General features: G+C 65.3%; 20 protein-coding genes. 4 read left to right on the forward strand and 16 right to left on the reverse strand.

The genetic code is table 11. The features are described from left to right. Nucleotides 1–6: 6 nt before the first annotated feature. From PMES_RS11830 to PMES_RS11865, 8 genes are all read right to left on the reverse strand, one after another. Entirely contained in the window at nucleotides 7–1,227 is a 1,221-nt protein-coding gene (locus PMES_RS11830) for a c-type cytochrome (protein WP_159965932.1), read from the reverse strand. Beyond that, entirely contained in the window at nucleotides 1,211–2,470 is a 1,260-nt protein-coding gene (soxC, locus tag PMES_RS11835) for a sulfite dehydrogenase (protein ID WP_159965933.1), read from the reverse strand. Before soxC ends, PMES_RS11830 begins: the two co-directional genes overlap by 17 nt. A gap of 38 nt (nucleotides 2,471–2,508) precedes the next feature. Further along, the gene (gene soxB / locus PMES_RS11840; protein ID WP_159965934.1) at nucleotides 2,509–4,203 is read right to left on the reverse strand and encodes a thiosulfohydrolase SoxB; all 1,695 of its coding nucleotides are present in this window, start codon (nucleotides 4,201–4,203) and stop codon (nucleotides 2,509–2,511) included. An 85-nt stretch (nucleotides 4,204–4,288) separates the two neighbouring features. Continuing rightward, complete coding sequence (soxA, locus tag PMES_RS11845; RefSeq protein ID WP_159965935.1) at nucleotides 4,289–5,149, reverse strand: sulfur oxidation c-type cytochrome SoxA; 861 nt, start codon at nucleotides 5,147–5,149, stop codon at nucleotides 4,289–4,291. 37 nt (nucleotides 5,150–5,186) lie between these two features. Continuing rightward, nucleotides 5,187–5,516, reverse strand: a complete 330-nt coding sequence (gene soxZ / locus PMES_RS11850) for a thiosulfate oxidation carrier complex protein SoxZ (RefSeq protein ID WP_159965936.1) — start codon at nucleotides 5,514–5,516, stop codon at nucleotides 5,187–5,189. Nucleotides 5,517–5,539: 23 nt separating this feature from the next. Further along, the gene (gene soxY / locus PMES_RS11855) at nucleotides 5,540–5,962 is read right to left on the reverse strand and encodes a thiosulfate oxidation carrier protein SoxY (RefSeq protein ID WP_159965937.1); all 423 of its coding nucleotides are present in this window, start codon (nucleotides 5,960–5,962) and stop codon (nucleotides 5,540–5,542) included. 23 nt (nucleotides 5,963–5,985) lie between these two features. Next, nucleotides 5,986–6,462: a sulfur oxidation c-type cytochrome SoxX gene (gene soxX / locus PMES_RS11860; RefSeq protein WP_159965938.1), complete on the reverse strand. Its 477-nt coding sequence runs from the start codon at nucleotides 6,460–6,462 to the stop codon at nucleotides 5,986–5,988. Between the two features lie 188 nt (nucleotides 6,463–6,650). Further along, nucleotides 6,651–7,391 carry a cytochrome c biogenesis CcdA family protein gene (locus PMES_RS11865; RefSeq protein WP_159965971.1) on the reverse strand — a complete coding sequence of 247 codons (741 nt, stop codon included), beginning with the start codon at nucleotides 7,389–7,391 and terminating at the stop codon, nucleotides 6,651–6,653. Nucleotides 7,392–7,500: 109 nt separating this feature from the next. Here PMES_RS11865 and PMES_RS11870 point away from each other — a divergent pair, with 109 nt between their 5' ends. The 4 genes from PMES_RS11870 to PMES_RS11885 all read left to right on the forward strand — a co-directional run bounded on the left by PMES_RS11870 (nucleotide 7,501) and on the right by PMES_RS11885 (nucleotide 10,361). After that, nucleotides 7,501–7,884: a thioredoxin domain-containing protein gene (locus PMES_RS11870; protein WP_159965939.1), complete on the forward strand. Its 384-nt coding sequence runs from the start codon at nucleotides 7,501–7,503 to the stop codon at nucleotides 7,882–7,884. Nucleotides 7,885–7,973: 89 nt separating this feature from the next. Beyond that, the gene (locus PMES_RS11875) at nucleotides 7,974–8,309 is read left to right on the forward strand and encodes an ArsR/SmtB family transcription factor (RefSeq protein ID WP_159965940.1); all 336 of its coding nucleotides are present in this window, start codon (nucleotides 7,974–7,976) and stop codon (nucleotides 8,307–8,309) included. A 38-nt stretch (nucleotides 8,310–8,347) separates the two neighbouring features. Further along, complete coding sequence (locus PMES_RS11880; RefSeq protein WP_159965941.1) at nucleotides 8,348–9,394, forward strand: YeeE/YedE family protein; 1,047 nt, start codon at nucleotides 8,348–8,350, stop codon at nucleotides 9,392–9,394. 61 nt (nucleotides 9,395–9,455) lie between these two features. Beyond that, nucleotides 9,456–10,361, forward strand: a complete 906-nt coding sequence (locus PMES_RS11885) for an MBL fold metallo-hydrolase (RefSeq protein ID WP_159965942.1) — start codon at nucleotides 9,456–9,458, stop codon at nucleotides 10,359–10,361. Nucleotides 10,362–10,684: 323 nt separating this feature from the next. Here the strand turns inward: PMES_RS11885 and PMES_RS11890 are convergent, their stop codons facing one another. From PMES_RS11890 to PMES_RS11925, 8 genes are all read right to left on the reverse strand, one after another. Beyond that, the gene (locus tag PMES_RS11890; RefSeq protein ID WP_159965943.1) at nucleotides 10,685–11,092 is read right to left on the reverse strand and encodes a DUF7282 domain-containing protein; all 408 of its coding nucleotides are present in this window, start codon (nucleotides 11,090–11,092) and stop codon (nucleotides 10,685–10,687) included. Nucleotides 11,093–11,172: 80 nt separating this feature from the next. After that, entirely contained in the window at nucleotides 11,173–11,364 is a 192-nt protein-coding gene (locus PMES_RS11895) for a hypothetical protein (RefSeq protein ID WP_159965944.1), read from the reverse strand. Nucleotides 11,365–11,567: 203 nt separating this feature from the next. Beyond that, complete coding sequence (gene ettA / locus PMES_RS11900) at nucleotides 11,568–13,223, reverse strand: energy-dependent translational throttle protein EttA (protein WP_159965945.1); 1,656 nt, start codon at nucleotides 13,221–13,223, stop codon at nucleotides 11,568–11,570. Nucleotides 13,224–13,316: 93 nt separating this feature from the next. Beyond that, nucleotides 13,317–13,952 carry a lysozyme inhibitor LprI family protein gene (locus PMES_RS11905; protein ID WP_159965946.1) on the reverse strand — a complete coding sequence of 212 codons (636 nt, stop codon included), beginning with the start codon at nucleotides 13,950–13,952 and terminating at the stop codon, nucleotides 13,317–13,319. Nucleotides 13,953–14,016: 64 nt separating this feature from the next. Next, complete coding sequence (locus PMES_RS11910) at nucleotides 14,017–15,054, reverse strand: succinylglutamate desuccinylase/aspartoacylase family protein (protein WP_159965947.1); 1,038 nt, start codon at nucleotides 15,052–15,054, stop codon at nucleotides 14,017–14,019. After that, nucleotides 15,051–15,956, reverse strand: coding sequence for a 30S ribosomal protein S6--L-glutamate ligase (rimK, locus tag PMES_RS11915; protein WP_159965948.1), 906 nt, complete (start codon nucleotides 15,954–15,956; stop codon nucleotides 15,051–15,053). The genes PMES_RS11910 and rimK overlap by 4 nt, the downstream gene beginning before the upstream one ends. Nucleotides 15,957–16,125: 169 nt before the next feature. Then, nucleotides 16,126–17,919, reverse strand: a complete 1,794-nt coding sequence (ggt, locus tag PMES_RS11920) for a gamma-glutamyltransferase (RefSeq protein ID WP_159965972.1) — start codon at nucleotides 17,917–17,919, stop codon at nucleotides 16,126–16,128. Nucleotides 17,920–18,055: 136 nt separating this feature from the next. Continuing rightward, nucleotides 18,056–19,018 (reverse strand): MBL fold metallo-hydrolase, encoded by a 963-nt coding sequence (locus tag PMES_RS11925; protein ID WP_159965949.1) that lies wholly within the window; start codon nucleotides 19,016–19,018, stop codon nucleotides 18,056–18,058. Between the last annotated feature and the right edge of the window lie 126 nt (nucleotides 19,019–19,144).

The raw sequence follows: 19,144 nt of genomic DNA on the forward strand, positions 1-19,144 counted from the left end.
ACATGATCAATCTCCCTGCGCTTCGAGAAAGGCGGTGATCGCGGCGATATCGTCTGCGCTGCGTAGACCGGAGAAGGCCATTTTCGTGCCCTTGATGTATCCGCGCGGGTCCGCGAGGAAGGCCGCGAGGGTTTCGTGATCCCACGCAAGACCGTTCGCACCGGCCTCCTCCATCGCGCTCGAATAGCGGAAGCCCTCGACCGTTCCGGCGCTACGCCCGACGATGCCGTTGAGCTGCGGGCCGCTGCGGTGTTTCGCGCCGTCTCCCACTTGGTGGCAGGCGGAGCATTTCTTGAAGACGCGCGCGCCCGCGGCCGCGAGTTCCGGATCAGGGCGTTGGTCCGCGCTGGCCTCATCAGCCGCATCCGTCCTTGCCGCGTTCTCATCATCGGCCGGCTCCGGCTCCGCCGATGACTCGACCTCGACCGTGTCTTGGGCGACATCGGTATCAGGCGTATCCGAGCCGGGTGTCACATCGAGCACGGCGGCGCGCATCGTGATCCGGACATCGTCCTTGCACCCCTGCATGCAGACATCGCCCGCAAAGGCGGCAAGCTCGGTCTCGGGGCGGTCATCTGGCTTGAACCCCTCGGCATTCGGCATCTCGATCCCGGCGAAGCTTTCGTCGGAGAGTTCGAAGTCATCCTCGACCACGTTGTTGAGATAGAGAAGATAGGCCGTGATCGCGTAGACCTCGTCCGGCGTGAGAGATTGCGCGTCGCCGAAGGGCATGGCGCGGTTGACGTAGTCCCAGACCGTCGACAGGTAGGGCCAGTAGGAGCCGATTGTCTTGACCGGATCCTTGCGCTCGAGCGTGCCCATCCCGCCGGCAAGCTGCGGCCAGCGCCCGACCGCCTCGCCGAAATCGCCGTGACAGGCGGCGCATTTCTCGACGAAGACCTCTTCGCCGGTCCACACGTCGCCCGATCCCGCGGGCAGGCCTTGACCGTCGGGGCGGATGTCGATGTCCCATGCCGCGATCTCCTCGGCAAGCGCCTCGCGGCCGAGACCGTAGCCGCCGTCGCGCGCGGTGGCGGGAACGGGGGGCTGTGGAGACAGTGCCGGCTCCGGCGCCGCGTTGCCTTGCGCATTGGCCGCCGTCACAAAGACCGCCTGCGGCGAGGGCGGAGTTTCGGTCACGAAATGTCCGGCCATGATGTAGGAGAGGGTGAGCAGGCCGGCCGTCCCGGCGGTGGCCGGCACGAGCACCTTAAGAAATCTCGACATTTTCCGCCTCGCCTCGCTCGTCGACAAGCCAGGTCTGGATGCCGTTGTTGTGGTAGATCGAGTTTTCGCCGCGCACGTCGCGCAGCGCGTTCTTGGTCGGTTGCACGTAACCGGTGGAATCATGCGCGCGGCTTTGCAGCAGGAGCGGCGTCCCGTCCCAGTCGAACTCGAAGTAGAACCGGTGCATCGACTTGTCGAAGCTTGGCCCCGAGATGCGGGCCTCGTGCCAGTTCTTGCCGCCATCGAGCGTCACGTCGACCCGCGGGATGGTGCCGCGGCCTGACCATGCAACGCCGGTCAGAACGGTCGGCCCCCTGGAGTGCAGGATCGGCGCCTGGGGGCTGGGACTGGTGATGACGGATTTCGCATCCATCTCCCAGGTGAAGCGGCGGGCAATGCCATTGTCGAGAAGATCGGTGTATTTCGACGTCTCCTCGCGGTGATGCCAAGGCTGATCGCCAACCTCGATGCGGCGCAGCCACTTGATCCACATGTTGCCTTCCCAGCCGGGCACGACGAGCCGGACGGGATAGCCCTGTTCGGGGCGCAGCGCCTCGCCGTTCATCTTGAAGGCAACGAGACAGTCGTCCATCGCCTTCTCGATCGGGATCGAACGGGTCATGGCGGAGGCATCGGCGCCCTCGGGCATGATCCACTTGCCGTTGGTCTTGACCCCGGCCTCCTCGAGCAGCAGTCGCAGCGGAATGCCGGTGTATTGCACGTTGTGGATCATGCCATGCGTATACTGGCAGCCGTTGAGCTGCGCGCCGGCCCATTCCATGCCCGAATTTGCGGCGCATTCGAGGAAATAGACCCGGTTCTCGCGCGGAAAGCGCATCAGGTCCTGCATCGTGAAGACCAGCGGCTTGTCGACGAGGCCATTGATCATGAGGCGATGCGCGGAGGGATCGACCTCGGCAATGCCCGCGTGATGACGCTCGAAGCATAGGCCGTTCGGGGTGATGATGCCGTCCAGCTCATGCAGGGGGGTAAAGTTGACCGAGGAGACCGGATCGGCGGTGAGCCATTCCACGTTGCGCCGGATGACGTGCGATTCGAACCGCGAGGGCGAGCCATAGGGCCGTGCGTCGACCCCGTCACCGAGATATTGCATCCAGGGCTGCAACTCGGTGATTGCCGGATCGGGTGCCTGCGCGGATGCGCGCGCGGCGGCGACCGCGCCGCCGGTGGCGAGTGCACCGGTCAGAAAGCCGCGCCGCGACGGGGCGGAATCGTTGCTCATTGTCTGTATCCTCTTGTCTTCCAGATCGGCGCGGCGGCTCATCTGGCCACCACGTCGACACTCGTATTGGGATCGATGGACACGGTGCCCTGCTTGCGGATGTGGCTCTCGACGACATCCCAGATCGGCGGGCCCTGGGTTCCCTCGGTGACGCTGGCCCAGCCCGCGACGACGTAGCTGCTGGCCGGGTCGATCGCCGTACCCGAGGAAAGGAGCGTCATCTCCGTGATACGGCTGCCTTGCGGCCGGGCGATATCGATGCGGTAGCCCATGCCGCCGACACGGACCATGTCGCCGCCCTGCTGGTAGTAGGGGTCGGGGTTGAACAGGTTGTCGGCCACGTCCTCGAGGATGAGTTTCAGCGTCTCGCCCGTCATCTCCGAGCGGTAGGCCTCCGGATAGCTCATCGCGGTGGCGTTGAAGACATCCTCGCGGGTGATCTCCTGGCCCGGCATCAGCGAGGCGCCCCAGCGAAAGCCGGGGGAGAGCGCGATGTCGGCTTCGCGCTCCTCGATCAACGCGTTGCAGATCAGGTCGTCCCAGGTGCCGTTGAAGTTGCCCCGCCGATAGAGCAGCGAGTCGGTCGTGCCCAGCACTTCGGCCATCTCGTCCTTGAAAGGCGCGCGGGTCTCCTCGACCAGCGCCGTCATCTCCGGATCGGGCGCGATCACGTCCGAGAAGATCGGGATAAGACGGTGTGTCAGGCCCTTCAGCGCGCCATCCTGCACATCGAGATCGACGCGGGAGATGAACTTGCCATGGCTGCCGCTCGCGATGAGATGCGTCTTGCCGACAAGCACCGGTTCGGGCAGGGCGTCATGGGTGTGGCCGGTCAGGATAACGTCGATGCCGGGCACCTGCGCCGCCATCTTGCGGTCCACGTCGAAGCCGTTATGCGAAAGCACCACGACGATCTGCGCGCCCGCTTCGCGGACTTCCTGCACCATTTCGGCCATGCGCTCCTGGCGCACGCCGAAACTGAGATCGGGGAACATCCAGTTCGGGTTGGCGATCGGCAGGTAGGGGAATGCCTGACCGATCACGGCGATCGAGGTGCCGCCGCGCTCGAACATCTTGTAGGGCTCGAAAGCCGGCTCGTCCCAGGTCGCATCGAAGATGTTCGCACCGAGAAAGGCGGGGTCGAGTTCGGTCTCGAGGATCTCGTTCACCCTGTCGATGCCGAGGGTGAATTCCCAATGCGACGTCATCGCGTCGGTGCCGAGCGCGTTGAAAAGGCGCACCATGTCGGTGCCTTGGGTCCGCAGAGCGGGTAGCGAGCCCTGCCAGGTGTCGCCGCCGTCGAGGAGCAGCGCGTCAGGCCGCTCGGCACGGATCGCCTTCAGGACCGTGGCGATACGGTCGAGGCCGCCCATGCGGCCATATTCGCGCCCGAGAGCAACGAAATCGTCATAGGTCAGCGCGTAATCGAGCGGTGCGCCATCGGCGATCCCGTAGAGCTTGCGGAACGCGGCCCCCGTGACATGCGGCACCAGGCCGAGCGCGTCGCCGACACCGAGGTTTATCTCCGGCTCGCGGAACCAGATCGGCTGTGTCTGGGCATGGATGTCGGTGATGTGGATCAGCGTGACGTTGCCGGGGCCACCGGTACCGATCAGGTCCTCCTGACCGAGCCGTTGCCGAGCCGCGAGCCGCGACCAGTTGCCGAAACCCGACGTGCCCCAAAGGGCGCTCGTGGCAAGTCCGGCCTGTAGGAAATGGCGGCGGGCGATCATGGGCGGTTTCCTGTCATCGGATGCACGTTAGTGAATATGTCGGGGCGAAAAAAACCCGCCAAACCGGAGCCGGACGGGATTCCGTTCAGTTGCGGACCGAGGGCCCTTCGACCGAAAGGCCGTTGCCGCGCGATGCGACGTAGAGCTCGAGCGCCACGAATTCGGGGCTGCCGGGCGCGAAGGTCTGTGCGCGGGTGTCGCGGACACAGCCCTTGAAGCGGTTATGCACCGCGTTGAGCTTGCCGTTCTTCAGCCGGTAGGTGGGGAAGCCGTTGATCTGTCCCTGGCTCAGGTGGTCGGCACGGATCATGTTGTCGTAATTGTCTTCGTGGCAGTTGGCGCAGGCAAGCTCCAGCTGGCCGTAGCGGGTATAGTAGATTTCCTTGCCCTGCTCCCAAGTCGGCTGAGCCGGACCATCGATCGCGACATTCACCGGCAGACCGCGCGAAACCGAGGAAATCAGAGCGATCATCTCGGTCATCCTGGTGCCGGTATAATTCCACGCCTCCGCCCCGGCGCGCTCGGTCACACATTCGTTGACCTGCATCTCGAGCGTTTGCACCTCGCCCTTGGTCTCGTCCCACTTGGGATAGACCGCGCGCGCTCCTTCGAGGGATTCGGGATTGTCGTGGCATGCGGCGCAGGACTGGCCGTCCGGTCCCATGGCGGCGGAGAAGTCGGCCCGGGCGTTGTCGACGCCGATCATGCCCGGATTTTCGAAATCATCCATCTGGACCGCCTGCGTCTCCGGCGAGCGATACTCCCATCCGGAAACGATTTCCGAAACGTTCTCCATGTGATCGGGCGCGGGTGCGCGGGTCACAATCTCGATCTCGCCATCAATAACGAGATTGGCCTCCTGCGCGATCGCGCCCGTGGCAAGGGCGGCCGACCCGGCCAGCCCGAGCATCACCCTCGCCGCGCCCGTCCTCAGCGTCTGTCTCATCGAAGCCTCCTCCCTTGCCCCGTGTCCATCGCTGCCCTCAGGCGACGGCGATGTCCTTGCTGTCCTCGTAGGTCGACCCGTCATCGTCGATCCAAGTGAAGGTGAAGGTGCCGCTTTGGGGCACTTTCGCCTGGAACTCGAAATACGGGTTGGTCGAGATCGCCGGCTCCATAGCCACATCGATCACGGTCTCGCCGTTGAAGGCGCAGGTGAAGCGGTTGATGATCGAGCGCGGGATGAGGTTGCCCTCCTTGTCCTTGCGCTGTCCCGATTCCATCGGGTGGCTGATCAGGGTCTTGATGGTGATGACCTCGCCGGCGGCGGCTTCCTTCGGGACGCGAACGCGGGGGGTGACGTTTTCTGCCATGTCTGTTGTTCCTTGTTCCGAGTTCAGCCGCCGCAGCCGCCGATGGTCACTTTCACTTCCTGTGCGGCACGCGCGAAGCTGCCATCGGACATCCTGGCGATGGCGACGACCTCCTGCGTTCCGGCAAGACGGATTCGCGTCGATGCCATCTGGGCACCGGCCAGTGGTCCGAAGTGGAACACGCCCACATCGGGATTGGGATTGCCCGTGGCCAGGATCATGATCGCCTCGGCGCCGGGCGCGTCGACCTCGACGGGCACGGTGTTGCCGTTCTCCGCGATCTCGGGTGCGGTGAGCGTCAGGCCCTCTCCCGTGATCTGCGCGCCGCCGGTGAACGCGGCGATCATTTCCTCGGCTGACTTCGCCAGGGCCATGCGCGCACCGAGCATCACGGTGATTCCGCTGCCGGCAATCATCGCCAGTGTATGTCTGCGTGAGTAACTCATGTTATTCCCCTCCTGCGGCGCGATCAGTTTTCGTGCAGCGTCATAAGATAGCTGACCACATCCTCGATCTGCTGCGCAGTCAGCAGCGGCTCGAGCGGCTCGGTGCCGGCCTTTCCGGAGAAGCCGTCGCCGGGGCGGATGAAGCCCGTGGTCTTGTAGAAAGCCGGCATGATGGTGCCGGGAAATGTCATCTTGGCATTCGCGACGATGCCGCGCAGTTCCGCCTCGCTCCAGCGGTCCGCCACCCCGTCGAGCGGGGGGCCGACCTCGCCATGGAAAGGCACCTCGTCGAGCGCGCCGACAGCGTGGCAGGCCACGCAATTGCCCTGGCCCCGGTTGGCCATGATCTCGGCACCCGATGCCGGATCGCCCGGTGCGCCGCTGAGGGATGTGTCGATGGCGCCGTATTCGCCGTAGGCTACTTCCTGCGGCGCGACTTCGGCCTGAACGGTCGTGCTGATCAACACGACGGTCACGGCAAGGGTAAATTGTCGCGACATGAGTCCTCCCTGCGGCATTTTGTTCCACAAATCGACGTTACTCTGGACCGAGCGTTCTAGGCAACAATAAATTTGATTTTCTGAATACGTCCTGATGCATCGTTGCCGGCGAGCGGTCATTCTCAGCGCAATCGCACTGACGGAGCCGTTTCTGCCGGCGGCGGTTCGAACGTCTTCAAAAGGGCGCATCAGCCATAGCGGCTGAGAGGTGAGAATTCCCCGAGCATCCATTGCGCGATCTGGTTGACCTTGCCGGTCGCGACCAGAAGACCGAAGGTGACCAGGAGCGTGCCGGTCGCTTTCTCGACCTTGCCGAGATGCTGCCTGAACCGGCGCATGAGGCGCATGAAGGGTGCCACGAAGATGCCTGCCAGAACGAAGGGCAGCGTCATGCCGATCCCGTAGGCCAGAAGCAGCAAAGCGCCTTGGGTAGAGCTCTGCAGGCTTCCGGCGGTGAACAGGATCACGCCGAGCACCGGACCGACGCATGGCGTCCAGCCGAAAGCGAATGCGAGACCCATCACGTAGGCCCCGGCAAGGCCGATCTCGCGCGCTGAACGTACGGCCGCCCCGGGGCGGAACTCGCGGTAGAGCAGGCCAAGTGAAAGCACACCCATGAACTGCAAACCCATCAGCACGATCAGTCCGCCAGCGATCCAGCGCAGAACGTCGAACCACTCGCGTAGAACCAGTCCCGCCAGGGAGGCCGTGGCACCCAGGGCGACGAAGATGGTGATGATCCCGGCCGAAAAGATCGCGGTGAATAGGATGGTGCGTCCGCGCGAGGGCGCCGCGGCGCCGCCTTCGGCCAACCGCGCGCCCGTTCCCGCCAGGTACCCCAAATAGAAGGGCACCATCGGCAGTATGCAAGGCGACAGAAAGGACAAGAGCCCCGCCAGAAAGGCACCGCCAAGCGTGACCTCGAACATGTGGCCCCCAATTGCAATATTCATATTCTGATATTAGGATAATATGCCGGTGGCCAGTCAATCGATGCTAGTCGATCCAACTTGGCCCCGATCATGCACGAGGTTTTCCATGTTGCGCATCGCGGCTCTCGCTCTCGGTCTTTTCATGGCCTTTCAACCCGTAGCGGCGCGTGCCACGCTTGAGCTGGTGATGGTCGAGCAGGCCGGTTGCCCTTGGTGCGCGCGTTGGAATGCCGATATCGGGCCGATCTATCCCAAGAGCGAGGAAGGCGCGGCTGCGCCGCTGCGCCGGATCGACATCGGTGATCTTCCCGGCGGGTTGGAGCTTGACGGCAAGGTGGTGTTCACGCCGACCTTCCTTCTGGTCGATGACGGCCGTGAGCTGGGCCGGATCGAGGGGTATCCCGGCGAGGAATTCTTCTGGGGGTTGCTTATGCGGCTCATCGAAGGGGCTCTGAGCGCGACTTTGGCGCCTCAGACCACGAATCGCTGAGCCTATCGCATTGTGATACGGGTTCCGGCGCCATAGATTACCCGCCTGACAACGGGCGGACACGCTTCGCCGTAGAGGGGAGCCTTACCATGGCCCTGCCGCGGATCACGGAAGACATGAGCGAGGCCGACACGGACCTCATGATGCGCAATGCGCGCGAGGCTTCGGACTTCCTCAAGGCGCTTGGCCACGAGGGCCGGCTCATGATCCTGTGCCACCTGGTCACCGGTGAGAAATCCGTGACCGAGTTGGAGCAGCTGCTCTCGGCGCGGCAGGCAGCCGTCTCGCAACAACTCGCCCGGCTCAGGCTCGAAGGAATGGTGACGCCACGCCGCGAGGGAAAGATCATCTACTACAGCTTGACCGATGACCGGCCGCGCCGGATCATGGAACTCGTCTACGAGCTGTTCTGCCGGACGGGCTGACAGGCGCGCCGGGGAGGGCGCGCAGGGAGGATCACGATATGTTGGACTGGCTCGGCGAGCCGACTGTCGCAGCCCTCATCGGCATGGGCAGCGGCATGGTGCTTGGCGCCGCGGCACGTCTTGGCCGTTTCTGCACGCTCGGTGCGCTCGAGGATGCGCTCTACGGCGGTTCGCTTGCGCGTCTGCGCATGTGGGGCATTGCGATCGGGGTCGCGGTGATGGCGGTATTCGCCCTGATCGCCGCGGGGCTCTTCGACCCGATGGACAGCTTCTACCTCGCCCAGGGATGGAGCCTGCCGGGAGCGGTTCTCGGCGGCCTCGTCTTCGGTTACGGCATGGCCCTTGCGGGGAATTGCGGCTACGGCGCGCTGGCGCGGCTGGGGGGCGGCGACATGCGCGCCTTCGTGATCGTGCTGGTCATGGGGCTGGCGGCTTATGTGACATTGTCGGGACCGCTTGCGGCGGCGCGGGTCGCTCTGTTCGTCCCCGGCGGCGGTCCCGTACCCGGTATCGGGCATTGGCTGGCACAGGTCACCGGGCTGCCGCTCGGAGCGAGCGGAATGCTGGCCGGTTTCGCCATCTTCGTCCTGTCGCTCCGAGGGGCGAGCAGGCCGGGCAGAGGCGGCGTTATCTGCGCCATCTGCGTCGGTCTGGCCGTGGCCATGGGGTGGGCGGGCACCGCTTGGCTGTTCCGCACCGGCTTCGATGCGCTTCCTGTCGCATCGCACAGCTTTTCGGCGCCCCTGGGCGAGACCATGCTCTATGCCATGACCTCGAGCGGCGCGGCGTTGAGCTTCGGTGTCGGATCGGTGGCCGGAGTGCTGCTGGGTGCTTTCGCCGGAAGTCTCTGGAAGGGACAGTTCCGGTGGGAGGCCTGCGAGGACCCGCGCGAGCTCAAGCGGCAGATCCTGGGCGCCGGGCTGATGGGATGGGGTGCGGTGACGGCCGCCGGCTGCAGCATCGGGCAAGGCATCACCGCCTTCTCGGTCCTGGCGGTCAGCGCACCATTGACGCTCGCGGCCATCGCGCTGGGCGCGGCCATCGGCTTGCGGCAGCTGCTCGAGGGGTTCGCATTGGCGGATTGAGCCCTCGACGCCGCGACCTATCGCATGCAATGATGTGAATGTTTTGTCGAGGGGAGTGGCAATGAGGATCACCAGACGCACCATGTTGCAAGGCGCCGCAGGCGTCGCAGCCATGTTCGGTCAACGGGCCTCGGCCGTGACGGAGATGGATCTGGGCGATATAAGGATCACGACGGTGAGCGATGGATATCTGTCGCTTCCCGAGAGTTTCCTGATCGGCGATCTGCCGCGGGACGAGGCGCGCGCGATTCTCGACGAGGCCGGGATCGCTCCCGGCGGCTTCGCGCCGCCCTGCAATGTAACGCTGCTGCGCAAAGGCACGCAGACCGTGCTCTTCGATGCAGGTGCCGGTCCGTCCTTCATGCAGAGCGCCGGCCGGTTGCCCGGCACGCTGGCCGCGCTCGATCTGTCGCCGGAGGACATCACCCATGTGATCTTCACTCATGGCCACCCGGATCATCTCTGGGGTGTGATCGACGATTTCGACGAGCCGCTCTTCGCGAATGCGCGGCATTTCATCGGGCGGGTGGAGCGCGACTACTGGATGGATCCGCGGACACCGGACACGATCGGAGCGGCGCGACAGAGTTTCGTTGCCGGAGCCGCGCGCCGGATCGCGTTGCTGGGTGACAGGCTGGAGACGGCGGAGGATGGCGACATGATCCTCGAAGACGTCATGGCACGGATGAGCGCCGGTCACACGCCCGGTCACATGTCCTTCGAGATCGGCGAGGGCCGCGCGCTTGTCGCCGGCGATGCCATCGGCAACGCGCATCTCGCCTTTGCGCGGCCCGGCTGGCCGATGCCTGCCGATCAGGACCCCGAACTGGCCGCCAGAACGCGTGAGGCGCTTCTGGAGGAGCTTGCCGAGCGTGGGATGCCGCTGATCGGCTTCCATCTTCCGGGCGGCGGTATCGGAGAGGTTGCGCGGACAGGCGAGGGGTATCTCTACGTCCCGCGCGCCTAGTCGCGGCTTTGTCCTGCAAGGGCGGGATCGCGGGCTCGGCGGATGTGCCCGGTTCAAAGGCGTCCCGGCAGTCGGGTTCGCGCCACCGGGATCGCGCCGTTCATTGCCCTGCCGGAGCCGAAGAGAGAAGGCTGCACCGAACAGCGAGCCATGTCGCCTCGAAGGATGCAGGTTCGATGGGATCCGCCGTGATGGCCGGCCTGAGGCTCGGGCCGTTTTGGGCCGGGATGGGCGCTTGCGGCGACGCGATGCGCTCGCGGGCAGGAGGGGACCGGAGCGCGGCCACCTTTGGGGGCGGCCGCGCGGATCGGGGTCCCCGAGGTTCACATGTCGGTCTTGAACTCGGTCATGTAGGGGGAGCCGTCGGCCTTGGTTGCCGGACCGTCATCCATGGTGTTCTCGACGCCGAAATCATACGAGTCATTCCCGTTGGTTTCGTAGTGAAGCATCGCCATGTAGCCTGTGTCCTTCATCACTCCGCCATCGATCATCACCTCGACATCGGTGGTGACACCGGTCTCGATCATGGTGGCTCCGACGGATTGCGGCAGGACGGGCGCACCATCCTCCATCGCGTGGACGACGATCCAGCCGGGCTTGTCCATCAGCACGGAGGAAAAGGTGATGGTGTCATCCTTGAAGCGGGCACCATCGGTCGCGATGTTCAGGTGCTCTGCGCTTGCGGTGCCTGCGACGAGAAGCGCGGCGGCGGTCAGTATCGGAAGTTTCATCGGGTCTCTCCTTCGTTGGGTCATGTCATAAGACACGCAAGCCTGCGAAGAAGAGTTTCAAATGATCACCCGCCGGGGGATCAGGCAGTCTGCGAGACGGGCGGCTCGTTGCGGCGCGGTGCGATGGCCGCGAGGAGCACGATGGCGGTCACGATGGAACCCGCGCCCATATAGGCGAGCAGGGCGAAGAGAAAGCCGTAGCCGGCCACCAGGGTGGTGGTAAAGCTGATGAGCCCTGCGAAGATGCCGATGAAAAGTGCGCCAATGGTCATGACTTGTCCCCGATATACGATCCTTGGACATGAATATGCGGGGGTGCGGGGGAGCCAGTGGGGCGCAATTATGACTTCATCTGGACCGATTCGAGAATTCGCGGCCAATGCGGCGGGAGGTCGGTCAACTGTTTCCCATCCGGCGTCCGATCATGCTGTAAATGTGGCACCGGCGGGAGACAGGCTCCCGCCGGCGCGCGAACTCAGCGTGTGAACTTCTTGAACTTCACGCGCTTGGGTTCGAGCGAATCGACGCCGAGACGCTTCTTCTTGTCTTCCTCGTAATCCTCGAAGTTGCCCTCGAACCATTCGACATGGGCATCTCCCTCGAAGGCGAGGATGTGGGTGCAGAGCCGGTCGAGGAAGAAGCGGTCGTGGCTGATGATCACCGCGCATCCGGCGAAATCGGTCAGCGCATCCTCGAGCGCGCGCAGCGTCTCGACATCGAGATCGTTGGTCGGCTCGTCGAGCAGCAGCACGTTTCCGCCAGACTTGAGCAACTTGGCCATGTGCACGCGGTTGCGCTCGCCGCCAGACAGGTTGCCGACCTTCTTTTGCTGATCGCCGCCCTTGAAGTTGAAGGCGGAGCAATAGGCGCGGCTGTTCATCTGCGCGTCGCCAAGATCGATGACCTCGCCGCCGCCCGAGATCTCCTCCCACACGGTCTTGCCGGCATCGAGCGCGTCGCGCGACTGGTCGACATAGGCCAGATCGACGGTGTCGCCGTATTCGACGCTGCCGCCGTCGGGCTGTTCCTGGCCCGTCAGCATCTTGAAGAGGGTCGTCTTGCCCGCGCCGTTGGGCCCGATGACGCCGACGATGCCGCCGGGCGGCAGCGAGAAGGACAGATCCTCCACTAGGAGCTTGTCGCCCATCGCCTTCTGCAGGTTCTCGACCTCAATTACCTTCGAGCCGAGGCGCTGGCCGTTGGGAATGATGATCTGCGCCCGGCCGAGCTTCTCGCGCTCGGACTGGTCGGCGAGCTCGTTATAGGCCGTGATCCGCGCCTTGGACTTGGCCTGCCGGGCTTTGGCTCCTTGGCGCATCCATTCAAGCTCGCGCTCGAGGGTCTTCTGCTTGGACTTGTCCTCACGGGCCTCCTGCGCGAGGCGCTTGGACTTCTGCTCGAGCCAGGCGGAGTAATTGCCCTCGTAGGGAACGCCGCGCCCACGATCGAGCTCTAGGATCCAGCCGGTGATGTCGTCGAGGAAATACCGGTCGTGGGTGACCACGAGGATGGTGCCCTTGTACTCGATGAGGTGGTTTTGCAGCCAGGCGATGGTCTCGGCGTCGAGGTGGTTGGTCGGCTCGTCGAGCAGCAGCATGTCGGGCGCCTCGAGCAGCAGCTTGCATAGGGCCACGCGGCGCGCCTCGCCGCCCGAGAGCGTGTCCGGCATCGCGTCATCGGGCGGGCAGCGCAGCGCCTCCATCGCGACGTCGATCTGCGCGTCGAGATCCCACAGGTTCTGCGCGTCGATGTCGTCCTGAAGCTGCGCCATCTCGTCGGCCGTCTCGTCGGAATAGTTCATCGCCAGTTCGTTGTAGCGATCGAGTACGGCCTTCTTCTCGGCGACACCCAGCATGACATTCTCGCGCACGGTCAGGTTTTCGTCGAGCTTGGGCTCCTGCGGCAGGTAGCCCACGCGCGCCCCCTCGGCGGCCCATGCCTCGCCGGAGAAATCCTTGTCGATCCCCGCCATGATCTTGAGCAGCGTCGATTTACCGGCGCCGTTGACGCCGACGACGCCGATCTTCACGCCGGGAAGGAAGTTGAGACGGATGTTCTCGAACAGCTTCTTGCCGCCGGGAATGTTCTTCGAGACCCCGTCCATATGATAGACGAACTGATAGGCTGCCATGAACGCGCTCCAGGTTTTGATGAATTGGCGCCCTTCCTAAGGCGCATGGCCCCGAGGTTCAATTGCCCAGCCTGCGAAGGAGCCGGGCCGGGCTCACGATCCGCGCAGGCGGCCCCCGAGCACGACGATCCGGCGCAGATAGGCGGCCGCGATGCAGTCGCGGTCGCTGCCGCAGGCGTCGCGCTCACCGCGCAGCCAGGCAACCTGGCTCGCATCTTCGCTCCGGGCGCGCAGGCTGCCATAGACAGCGCCGAGCGCGGCATCGAGATCGGCCAGAAGATCGTCGGAACAGATCGCGCGCTCCGCCTCGTTGAGGCTCGCGGCCGAGCACCAGGGGCGGCGATCGGGATCCACGCGATCTGCGGGGCTCTGCAACAGCGCGGCAATCCGGTCGCGATAGGCCCGCTCGATGCAAAAGATGTCCGACCCGCAGGCATCGCGCGTCTGTCTCAACCAACGCGCCTGTCGGGGGGCATCCATGCCCGAGTCGTCGAACACACGGTTCAACTCGGCATCAAGCGCTCCGAGAACGGCATCACCGCAGATCGCCCGCTCGGTGCTGTTAAGTCCGCCGGCGCCGCACCAGTCCTGTGCGCTCGCGGCCGGCGCCGTCGCAAGGGTTGCCGCGATGGCGAGCAGCGACAGGGCGGCGAAACCGCCCGCGATCCGGCCCGCCGCACCGCGCCATGCCGATCGCAGATCACACCGGGGGGTCTTGCAAGGCTTCATCGCGCGTTCCTCCATCCGGCCCATGGCACTGCCGCCCGGCCGGCCGCATGATCGCGGCGCCCGGTCACAGGATCTCATCCTCGTCGAACATCGGCTCGGCCTCGAGGTCCGCGGCGAGACGGGCCATGCGCCGCTCCGGATCGATACTGGTCATCGCGACATGGTAGACCGCGTCGCCCTCGTTCACCACCGGCATCATCGCCCGGCCGAGGATGATGCCGGTGCTGGGGGCCCTGATCTCGATCTCGGCCTCGCCGAAAGGGTCTGTCACCACGGCCATCACGGCGCCCTCCTCGACGCCTTCACCGACCTCCTTGAAAGAGCGCAGCAGGCCCCCGGCGGGCGCGCGCACCCATGAGGAACTGCCGGCATGGATGGGTGCAGCCCGGCGGCGGGGCAGGCCCTTGCCGCCGATCATCTCCATTCTGTGCATGACCCTGAGAACACCGCTGGCGCCGACGCGCGCCGACATCTCGTCGAACCTGAGCGCCTCGCCGGCCTCGTAGAGCAGGATGTCGCATCCCACTTCGCGCGCGGCGGCGCGCAGGCTGCCCTCGCGCAGCTTGGCGCGGATCACCACCGGGGCGCCAAAGGCCTCCGCCCGCTCGAGCGTCTCGTCCGAACTCGCCGAGACCCGGATCTGCGGCATGTTGGTCCTGTGGATCGCGGCGGAATGCAGGTCGATGCCGAAATCCGAGCGCTGTACCACCTCGGTCATGAAGAGATGCGCGAGCCGCGAGGCAAGCGAGCCGCGTTCGGAGCCCGGAAACACCCGGTTCAGATCGCGCCGATCGGGCATGTATCGAGAATTGTTGAGGAAGCCGAATGTATTGACGATCGGCACGACGAGGAGCGTGCCGCGCAGCGTGTCGATCTGCGGTGCACGCAGGACCCTGCGGGCGATCTCGACGCCGATGACCTCGTCGCCATGCACCGCGGCGCTGACGAAAAGCACCGGGCCCGGACGGCGCCCATGCACGACATGCACCGACATCGTCACGGGGGTATGATCGGACAGGACGCTGACCGGCAGATCGACGGTGCGGCGGCTGCCGGCGGCGATCTTCTCGCCGCCGATTTCGAAAGGCGCGCGTGCCATCAACCCTTGCCGACCGTCCGGGTCTTGCCTGGCTTGGCGGTCTTCTCGATGAACTCGATGATCTTGCCGGCGACGTCGATGCCGGTTGCCTTCTCGACCCCTTCGAGACCCGGCGAGGAGTTCACCTCCATCACCACGGGGCCATGATTGGCGCGCAGCATGTCGACGCCGCACACGTTGAGGCCCATCGCCTTGGCCGCGCGGATGGCGGTCGAGCGTTCCTCGGGGCTGATCTTGATGGTCTGGGCCGAGCCGCCGCGGTGCAGGTTCGAGCGGAACTCGCCCTCGGCGCCGGTGCGCTTCATCGCCGCAATGACCTTTCCGCCGACCACGAGGGCTCGGATGTCGGTGCCGCCGGCCTCCTTGATGAATTCCTGCACCATGATGTTCACATTGGCGCCGCGGAAGGCCTCGATCACGGATTTCGCGCTGCGATCGGTATCGGCGAGGACGACGCCGATGCCTTGCGTGCCTTCGAGAAGCTTGATGACCGTGGGCGCGCCGCCATTCAGCTTGAGCACTTCCTCGGTCTGACGCGGATCATGGGCGAAGGTGGTGACCGGCAGGCCGATGCCATCGCGTGCCATCAGCTGCATCGAGCGCAGCTTGTCGCGCGAGCGGCCGATCGCGACAGATTCGTTGAGCGGATAGACGCCCTGCATCTCGAACTGGCGCAGCACGGCGAGACCGTAGAAGGTGACGCTGGCGCCGATACGCGGGATCACGGCGTCGTAATGGGGCAGCTTCTCGCCGTTGTAATAGATCTCGGGACGGCGCGAGGCGATGTTCATGTAGCAGCGCAACGTCTTGATGATGTCGAGCTCGTGGCCCCGGGCCTCTGCCGCTTCCTTGAGGCGTTGGTGAGAATAGAGATTGGCGTTCTGCGCCATCATTGCGATCTTCATCATGCGTCCTTGTAGCTGCTGCCTGCCTGCCTGGCCGTGATGGCGGGGGGTCGGGCATACGCATGGCTAACTTATCGCGATCGCGCAGCGTTGCCAGTGCCGCCCCGCATTTGGCCGTGCCCCTGTGGTGCCGGGCCGCCGCGCGGGGCGGCCCGGCACCACAGGGGCATCACTCGCCCAGCGCGATGCCCTCGCGGCGCGGGTCGGCGCCACCGCGCAGCTCGTCCCCCAGCGCGATCGCATGCAAACCGGAGGTCAAATCGCGCAGGTTGGTCTCGAAACCCATCTGGGCGAGCGGCGTCTCCAGGTCGGTGGCCTCGGTGTCGCTCTCGATGTCGAAGGTGCCGAACCGGTTGACCAGGTGCGGCATCGACACGGCCTGCTGCACATCCATGCCCCAGTCGTAATGCGCGATGATCGACTGTGCGACATAGCCGATGATGCGGCTGCCGCCCGGGCTGCCGATGACGAGTTCGGGCGTGCCGCCGTTGAGCACGATAGTCGGCGACATCGAGGAGCGCGGCCGCTTGCCCGGCTCGACTCGGTTCGCGATCGGACGGCCCTCGTCATGGGTCGAGAAGCTGAAATCCGTCAGCTCGTTGTTGAGCAGAAAGCCGTTGGTCATCAGCCGGCTGCCGAAACCGTTCTCGATGGTGGTCGTCATGCTCAGCGCGTTGCCCTTCGCATCGACGATCGAGATGTGCGAGGTCGATGGCAGCTCGATGCTGTCATCGTCGCCCAGCAGCATCGCGTGATCCCAGGGCGGCATGCCCGGCTCGGCGGATTCGAGCGCGCTCTCGGTTTCCAGCAGTCGTGCACGCTCCTGGAGGTATTGCGGCGCGACGAGCCCGTCGAGCGGCATGGGAACGTAATCGATATCGGCCATGTAGCGGCCGCGATCGGCGAAGGCGAGACGCGAGGCGTCGCCGATCAGCCGCCAGGCCTCGGCGCTCTGAGGGCCCATCGAGGCGAGGTCGTAGGGTTCGAGCATGCCGAGGATTTGTCCGACCGTCAGCGCGCCGGAGGAGGGCGGGCCCATGCCGCAGACCTCGCGGCCGCGATAGGGCGCGCAGACCGCGGGCCGTTCCACCACCTCGTAGAGCTCGAGATCGCGCGCCGTCAGCAGGCCGGGATTGCCTTGCGCGCCCTGCACCGTAGCGGCGATATCCTCCGCGATCTGTCCGCTGTAGAAGGCATCGGAACCATTATCGGCGATGGCACGCAATGTCGCGGCATAGTCGGGATTCCTGAGCGTATCGCCGGCGGCGAGCGCTGTGCCGCCGGGAAAGAAATACGCCTCCGTCCCGGGGAACCGGCGCAACCGCTCCTGTCCGTCCTCAATCAGGGTAGCGAGGCGCGGCGAGACGGCGAACCCGTCCTCGGCATGGGAGATGGCGCGGTCGAAAAGCGTCGCCCATTCCGCATTGCCCCATTTCTCGTGGGCCCGCTCGAGCAATCTCGGCGTTCCGGGCGTGCCGACGGAACGCCCACCCACGACGGCATCCCAGAATTGCAAGGGAACGCCCTCCGCATCCTGGAAGAGGCGGGGCGTGGCGGCACGCGGTGCGGTCTCGCGTCCGTCGAGCGTCGTGATCTCGCCACTGTCCGCGTCGTACCAGACGAGGAACGCGCCGCCGCCAAGGCCCGAGCTTTGCGGCTCGACGAGGCCGAGAACCGTCTGCACGGCGACCATGGCATCGGCCGCGGTCCCCCCGGCGCGCAGCACCTCGGCGCCCGCCTCGACCGCCAAGGGGTTCGCCGCCGAAATCATCCACTCCTGCGCCAGAACCGGCTCGCCGGCCTCCTTGGACGCGATCGCGGCGACCACGGCATCCGAGAGGCCCGCCTGCGGACGGGTCGCGGTTTCTCCGGCCTGGTCACCCGCGGCTTCCGGCGTCACCGCATCGGCGGCCGTCTGGGCAGCGGACATGCCCGAAGAGAACCCGAGGGCCGCGACAACCATGGCCACTACGCTGGTAGAAAGGGAAATCGTCATGAAAAAACACCCCGTTTTGCAATCGTTCAATACGATACCGGGATGGTGCTCGCTGGGTCGGCAGATGGCAAGCCACCCGCCGACCCTTCGCGTTCGGGCGCAATCAGGCCGAGTAGTCGTAGACGGCCGTGACGGCGCGGTAGCCCTCGCCCTCGCGCGCGATATTTGCCAGCGCCGGGAATTCCATGTGGCTGCCGGCAACCAGAAGCCTGTCGGAAGCCACCCGGTCGAGGATCGCCGCGCGCGTCTTGGCCGCCTCCTCCGGCGAGACATCGAACCCGATGCCGACTTCCGGGCGGGCGAATTGCACCGGCGGTACGTGGACGATATCCGCCCAGATGAGCAGCCCGTCCGTGCCGGAGCCGATCATGTAGCCCGTATGTCCGGGCGTGTGTCCGTGCAGGGGCAGGGCACTGATGCCGGAGACGATCTCGCTCTCGCCCTCGAAGATGTTGAGCCGGTCGCCATAGGCCTCGAGAACGCCGCGCGCCGACTTGGCGAAATTGATCATCATCTCGCCAGAGAAGTTGCTCTCGTCGCTCCAGAAATCACGCTCGCTTGCCGAAACGGCCAGTTCCGCGTTGGCGAAGGCAGCGGTGCCGTCCTTCACGGCGCCGCCGACATGGTCGGGATGCAAATGCGTGGCGAGCAGCATCGTGATCGAGGACGGATCGACCCCGAGACCCGCGAGATTGGCCGGCAGGTTGCCCATGCTCGGTCCGAAGAAATCGCCGGCGCCGGCATCGACCAGGATCTTCTGATCGCCGCGCTCGATCAGGAAGCCATTGACCGCCGACGGATAGGTCTCGGGATCGCGGAAGCGTTCCTTCAAGAGCTCGCCATAGGCGTCCTCCTCGATGCCGATGAGGTTGGAGGGCTCGATATGGAGATAGCCGTCGGAGATCGTGGTAACGATCGTGTCGCCGAACTGGAAACGCTGTGCCCCCGGAAGGGCGGGCGCCTTCGCCGGCATCGCGCCACTGGCGGCCGTGCCCGCGATCGCGGGAAACGCGCTCGCGGCTCCGAGCAGGGCCGGTGCGGCCGTGAGGAAATGACGTCTGTGCATGGGATCTCCCGATCTGTCCTGTTTCCCTCGTCGAGCTAGGCCGCGGCCCGGAAGGATCAATGGCGCGCGGGGCCGGCACAGGTTTGAACAGGAGCGCGAGATTGCCTAGTCTGCGCGTCGATGGCC

Origin of the sequence: Profundibacterium mesophilum KAUST100406-0324, from assembly GCF_009835145.1 — a bacterium.
GTDB classification, from domain to species: Bacteria; Pseudomonadota; Alphaproteobacteria; order Rhodobacterales; family Rhodobacteraceae; genus Profundibacterium; species Profundibacterium mesophilum.

Bases quoted from the DNA above. Each gene is read 5' to 3' on its own strand.
- PMES_RS11830 (WP_159965932.1), bottom strand. From the start codon at position 1,227: ATGTCGAGATTTCTTAAGGTGCTCGTGCCGGCCACCGCCGGGACGGCC.
- soxC (WP_159965933.1), bottom strand. From the start codon at position 2,470: ATGAGCAACGATTCCGCCCCGTCGCGGCGCGGCTTTCTGACCGGTGCA.
- soxB (WP_159965934.1), bottom strand. From the start codon at position 4,203: ATGATCGCCCGCCGCCATTTCCTACAGGCCGGACTTGCCACGAGCGCC.
- soxA (WP_159965935.1), bottom strand. From the start codon at position 5,149: ATGAGACAGACGCTGAGGACGGGCGCGGCGAGGGTGATGCTCGGGCTG.
- soxZ (WP_159965936.1), bottom strand. From the start codon at position 5,516: ATGGCAGAAAACGTCACCCCCCGCGTTCGCGTCCCGAAGGAAGCCGCC.
- soxY (WP_159965937.1), bottom strand. From the start codon at position 5,962: ATGAGTTACTCACGCAGACATACACTGGCGATGATTGCCGGCAGCGGA.
- soxX (WP_159965938.1), bottom strand. From the start codon at position 6,462: ATGTCGCGACAATTTACCCTTGCCGTGACCGTCGTGTTGATCAGCACG.
- PMES_RS11865 (WP_159965971.1), bottom strand. From the start codon at position 7,391: ATGTTCGAGGTCACGCTTGGCGGTGCCTTTCTGGCGGGGCTCTTGTCC.
- PMES_RS11870 (WP_159965939.1), top strand. From the start codon at position 7,501: ATGTTGCGCATCGCGGCTCTCGCTCTCGGTCTTTTCATGGCCTTTCAA.
- PMES_RS11875 (WP_159965940.1), top strand. From the start codon at position 7,974: ATGGCCCTGCCGCGGATCACGGAAGACATGAGCGAGGCCGACACGGAC.
- PMES_RS11880 (WP_159965941.1), top strand. From the start codon at position 8,348: ATGTTGGACTGGCTCGGCGAGCCGACTGTCGCAGCCCTCATCGGCATG.
- PMES_RS11885 (WP_159965942.1), top strand. From the start codon at position 9,456: ATGAGGATCACCAGACGCACCATGTTGCAAGGCGCCGCAGGCGTCGCA.
- PMES_RS11890 (WP_159965943.1), bottom strand. From the start codon at position 11,092: ATGAAACTTCCGATACTGACCGCCGCCGCGCTTCTCGTCGCAGGCACC.
- PMES_RS11895 (WP_159965944.1), bottom strand. From the start codon at position 11,364: ATGACCATTGGCGCACTTTTCATCGGCATCTTCGCAGGGCTCATCAGC.
- ettA (WP_159965945.1), bottom strand. From the start codon at position 13,223: ATGGCAGCCTATCAGTTCGTCTATCATATGGACGGGGTCTCGAAGAAC.
- PMES_RS11905 (WP_159965946.1), bottom strand. From the start codon at position 13,952: ATGAAGCCTTGCAAGACCCCCCGGTGTGATCTGCGATCGGCATGGCGC.
- rimK (WP_159965948.1), bottom strand. From the start codon at position 15,956: ATGAAGATCGCAATGATGGCGCAGAACGCCAATCTCTATTCTCACCAA.
- ggt (WP_159965972.1), bottom strand. From the start codon at position 17,919: ATGGTTGTCGCGGCCCTCGGGTTCTCTTCGGGCATGTCCGCTGCCCAG.
- PMES_RS11925 (WP_159965949.1), bottom strand. From the start codon at position 19,018: ATGCACAGACGTCATTTCCTCACGGCCGCACCGGCCCTGCTCGGAGCC.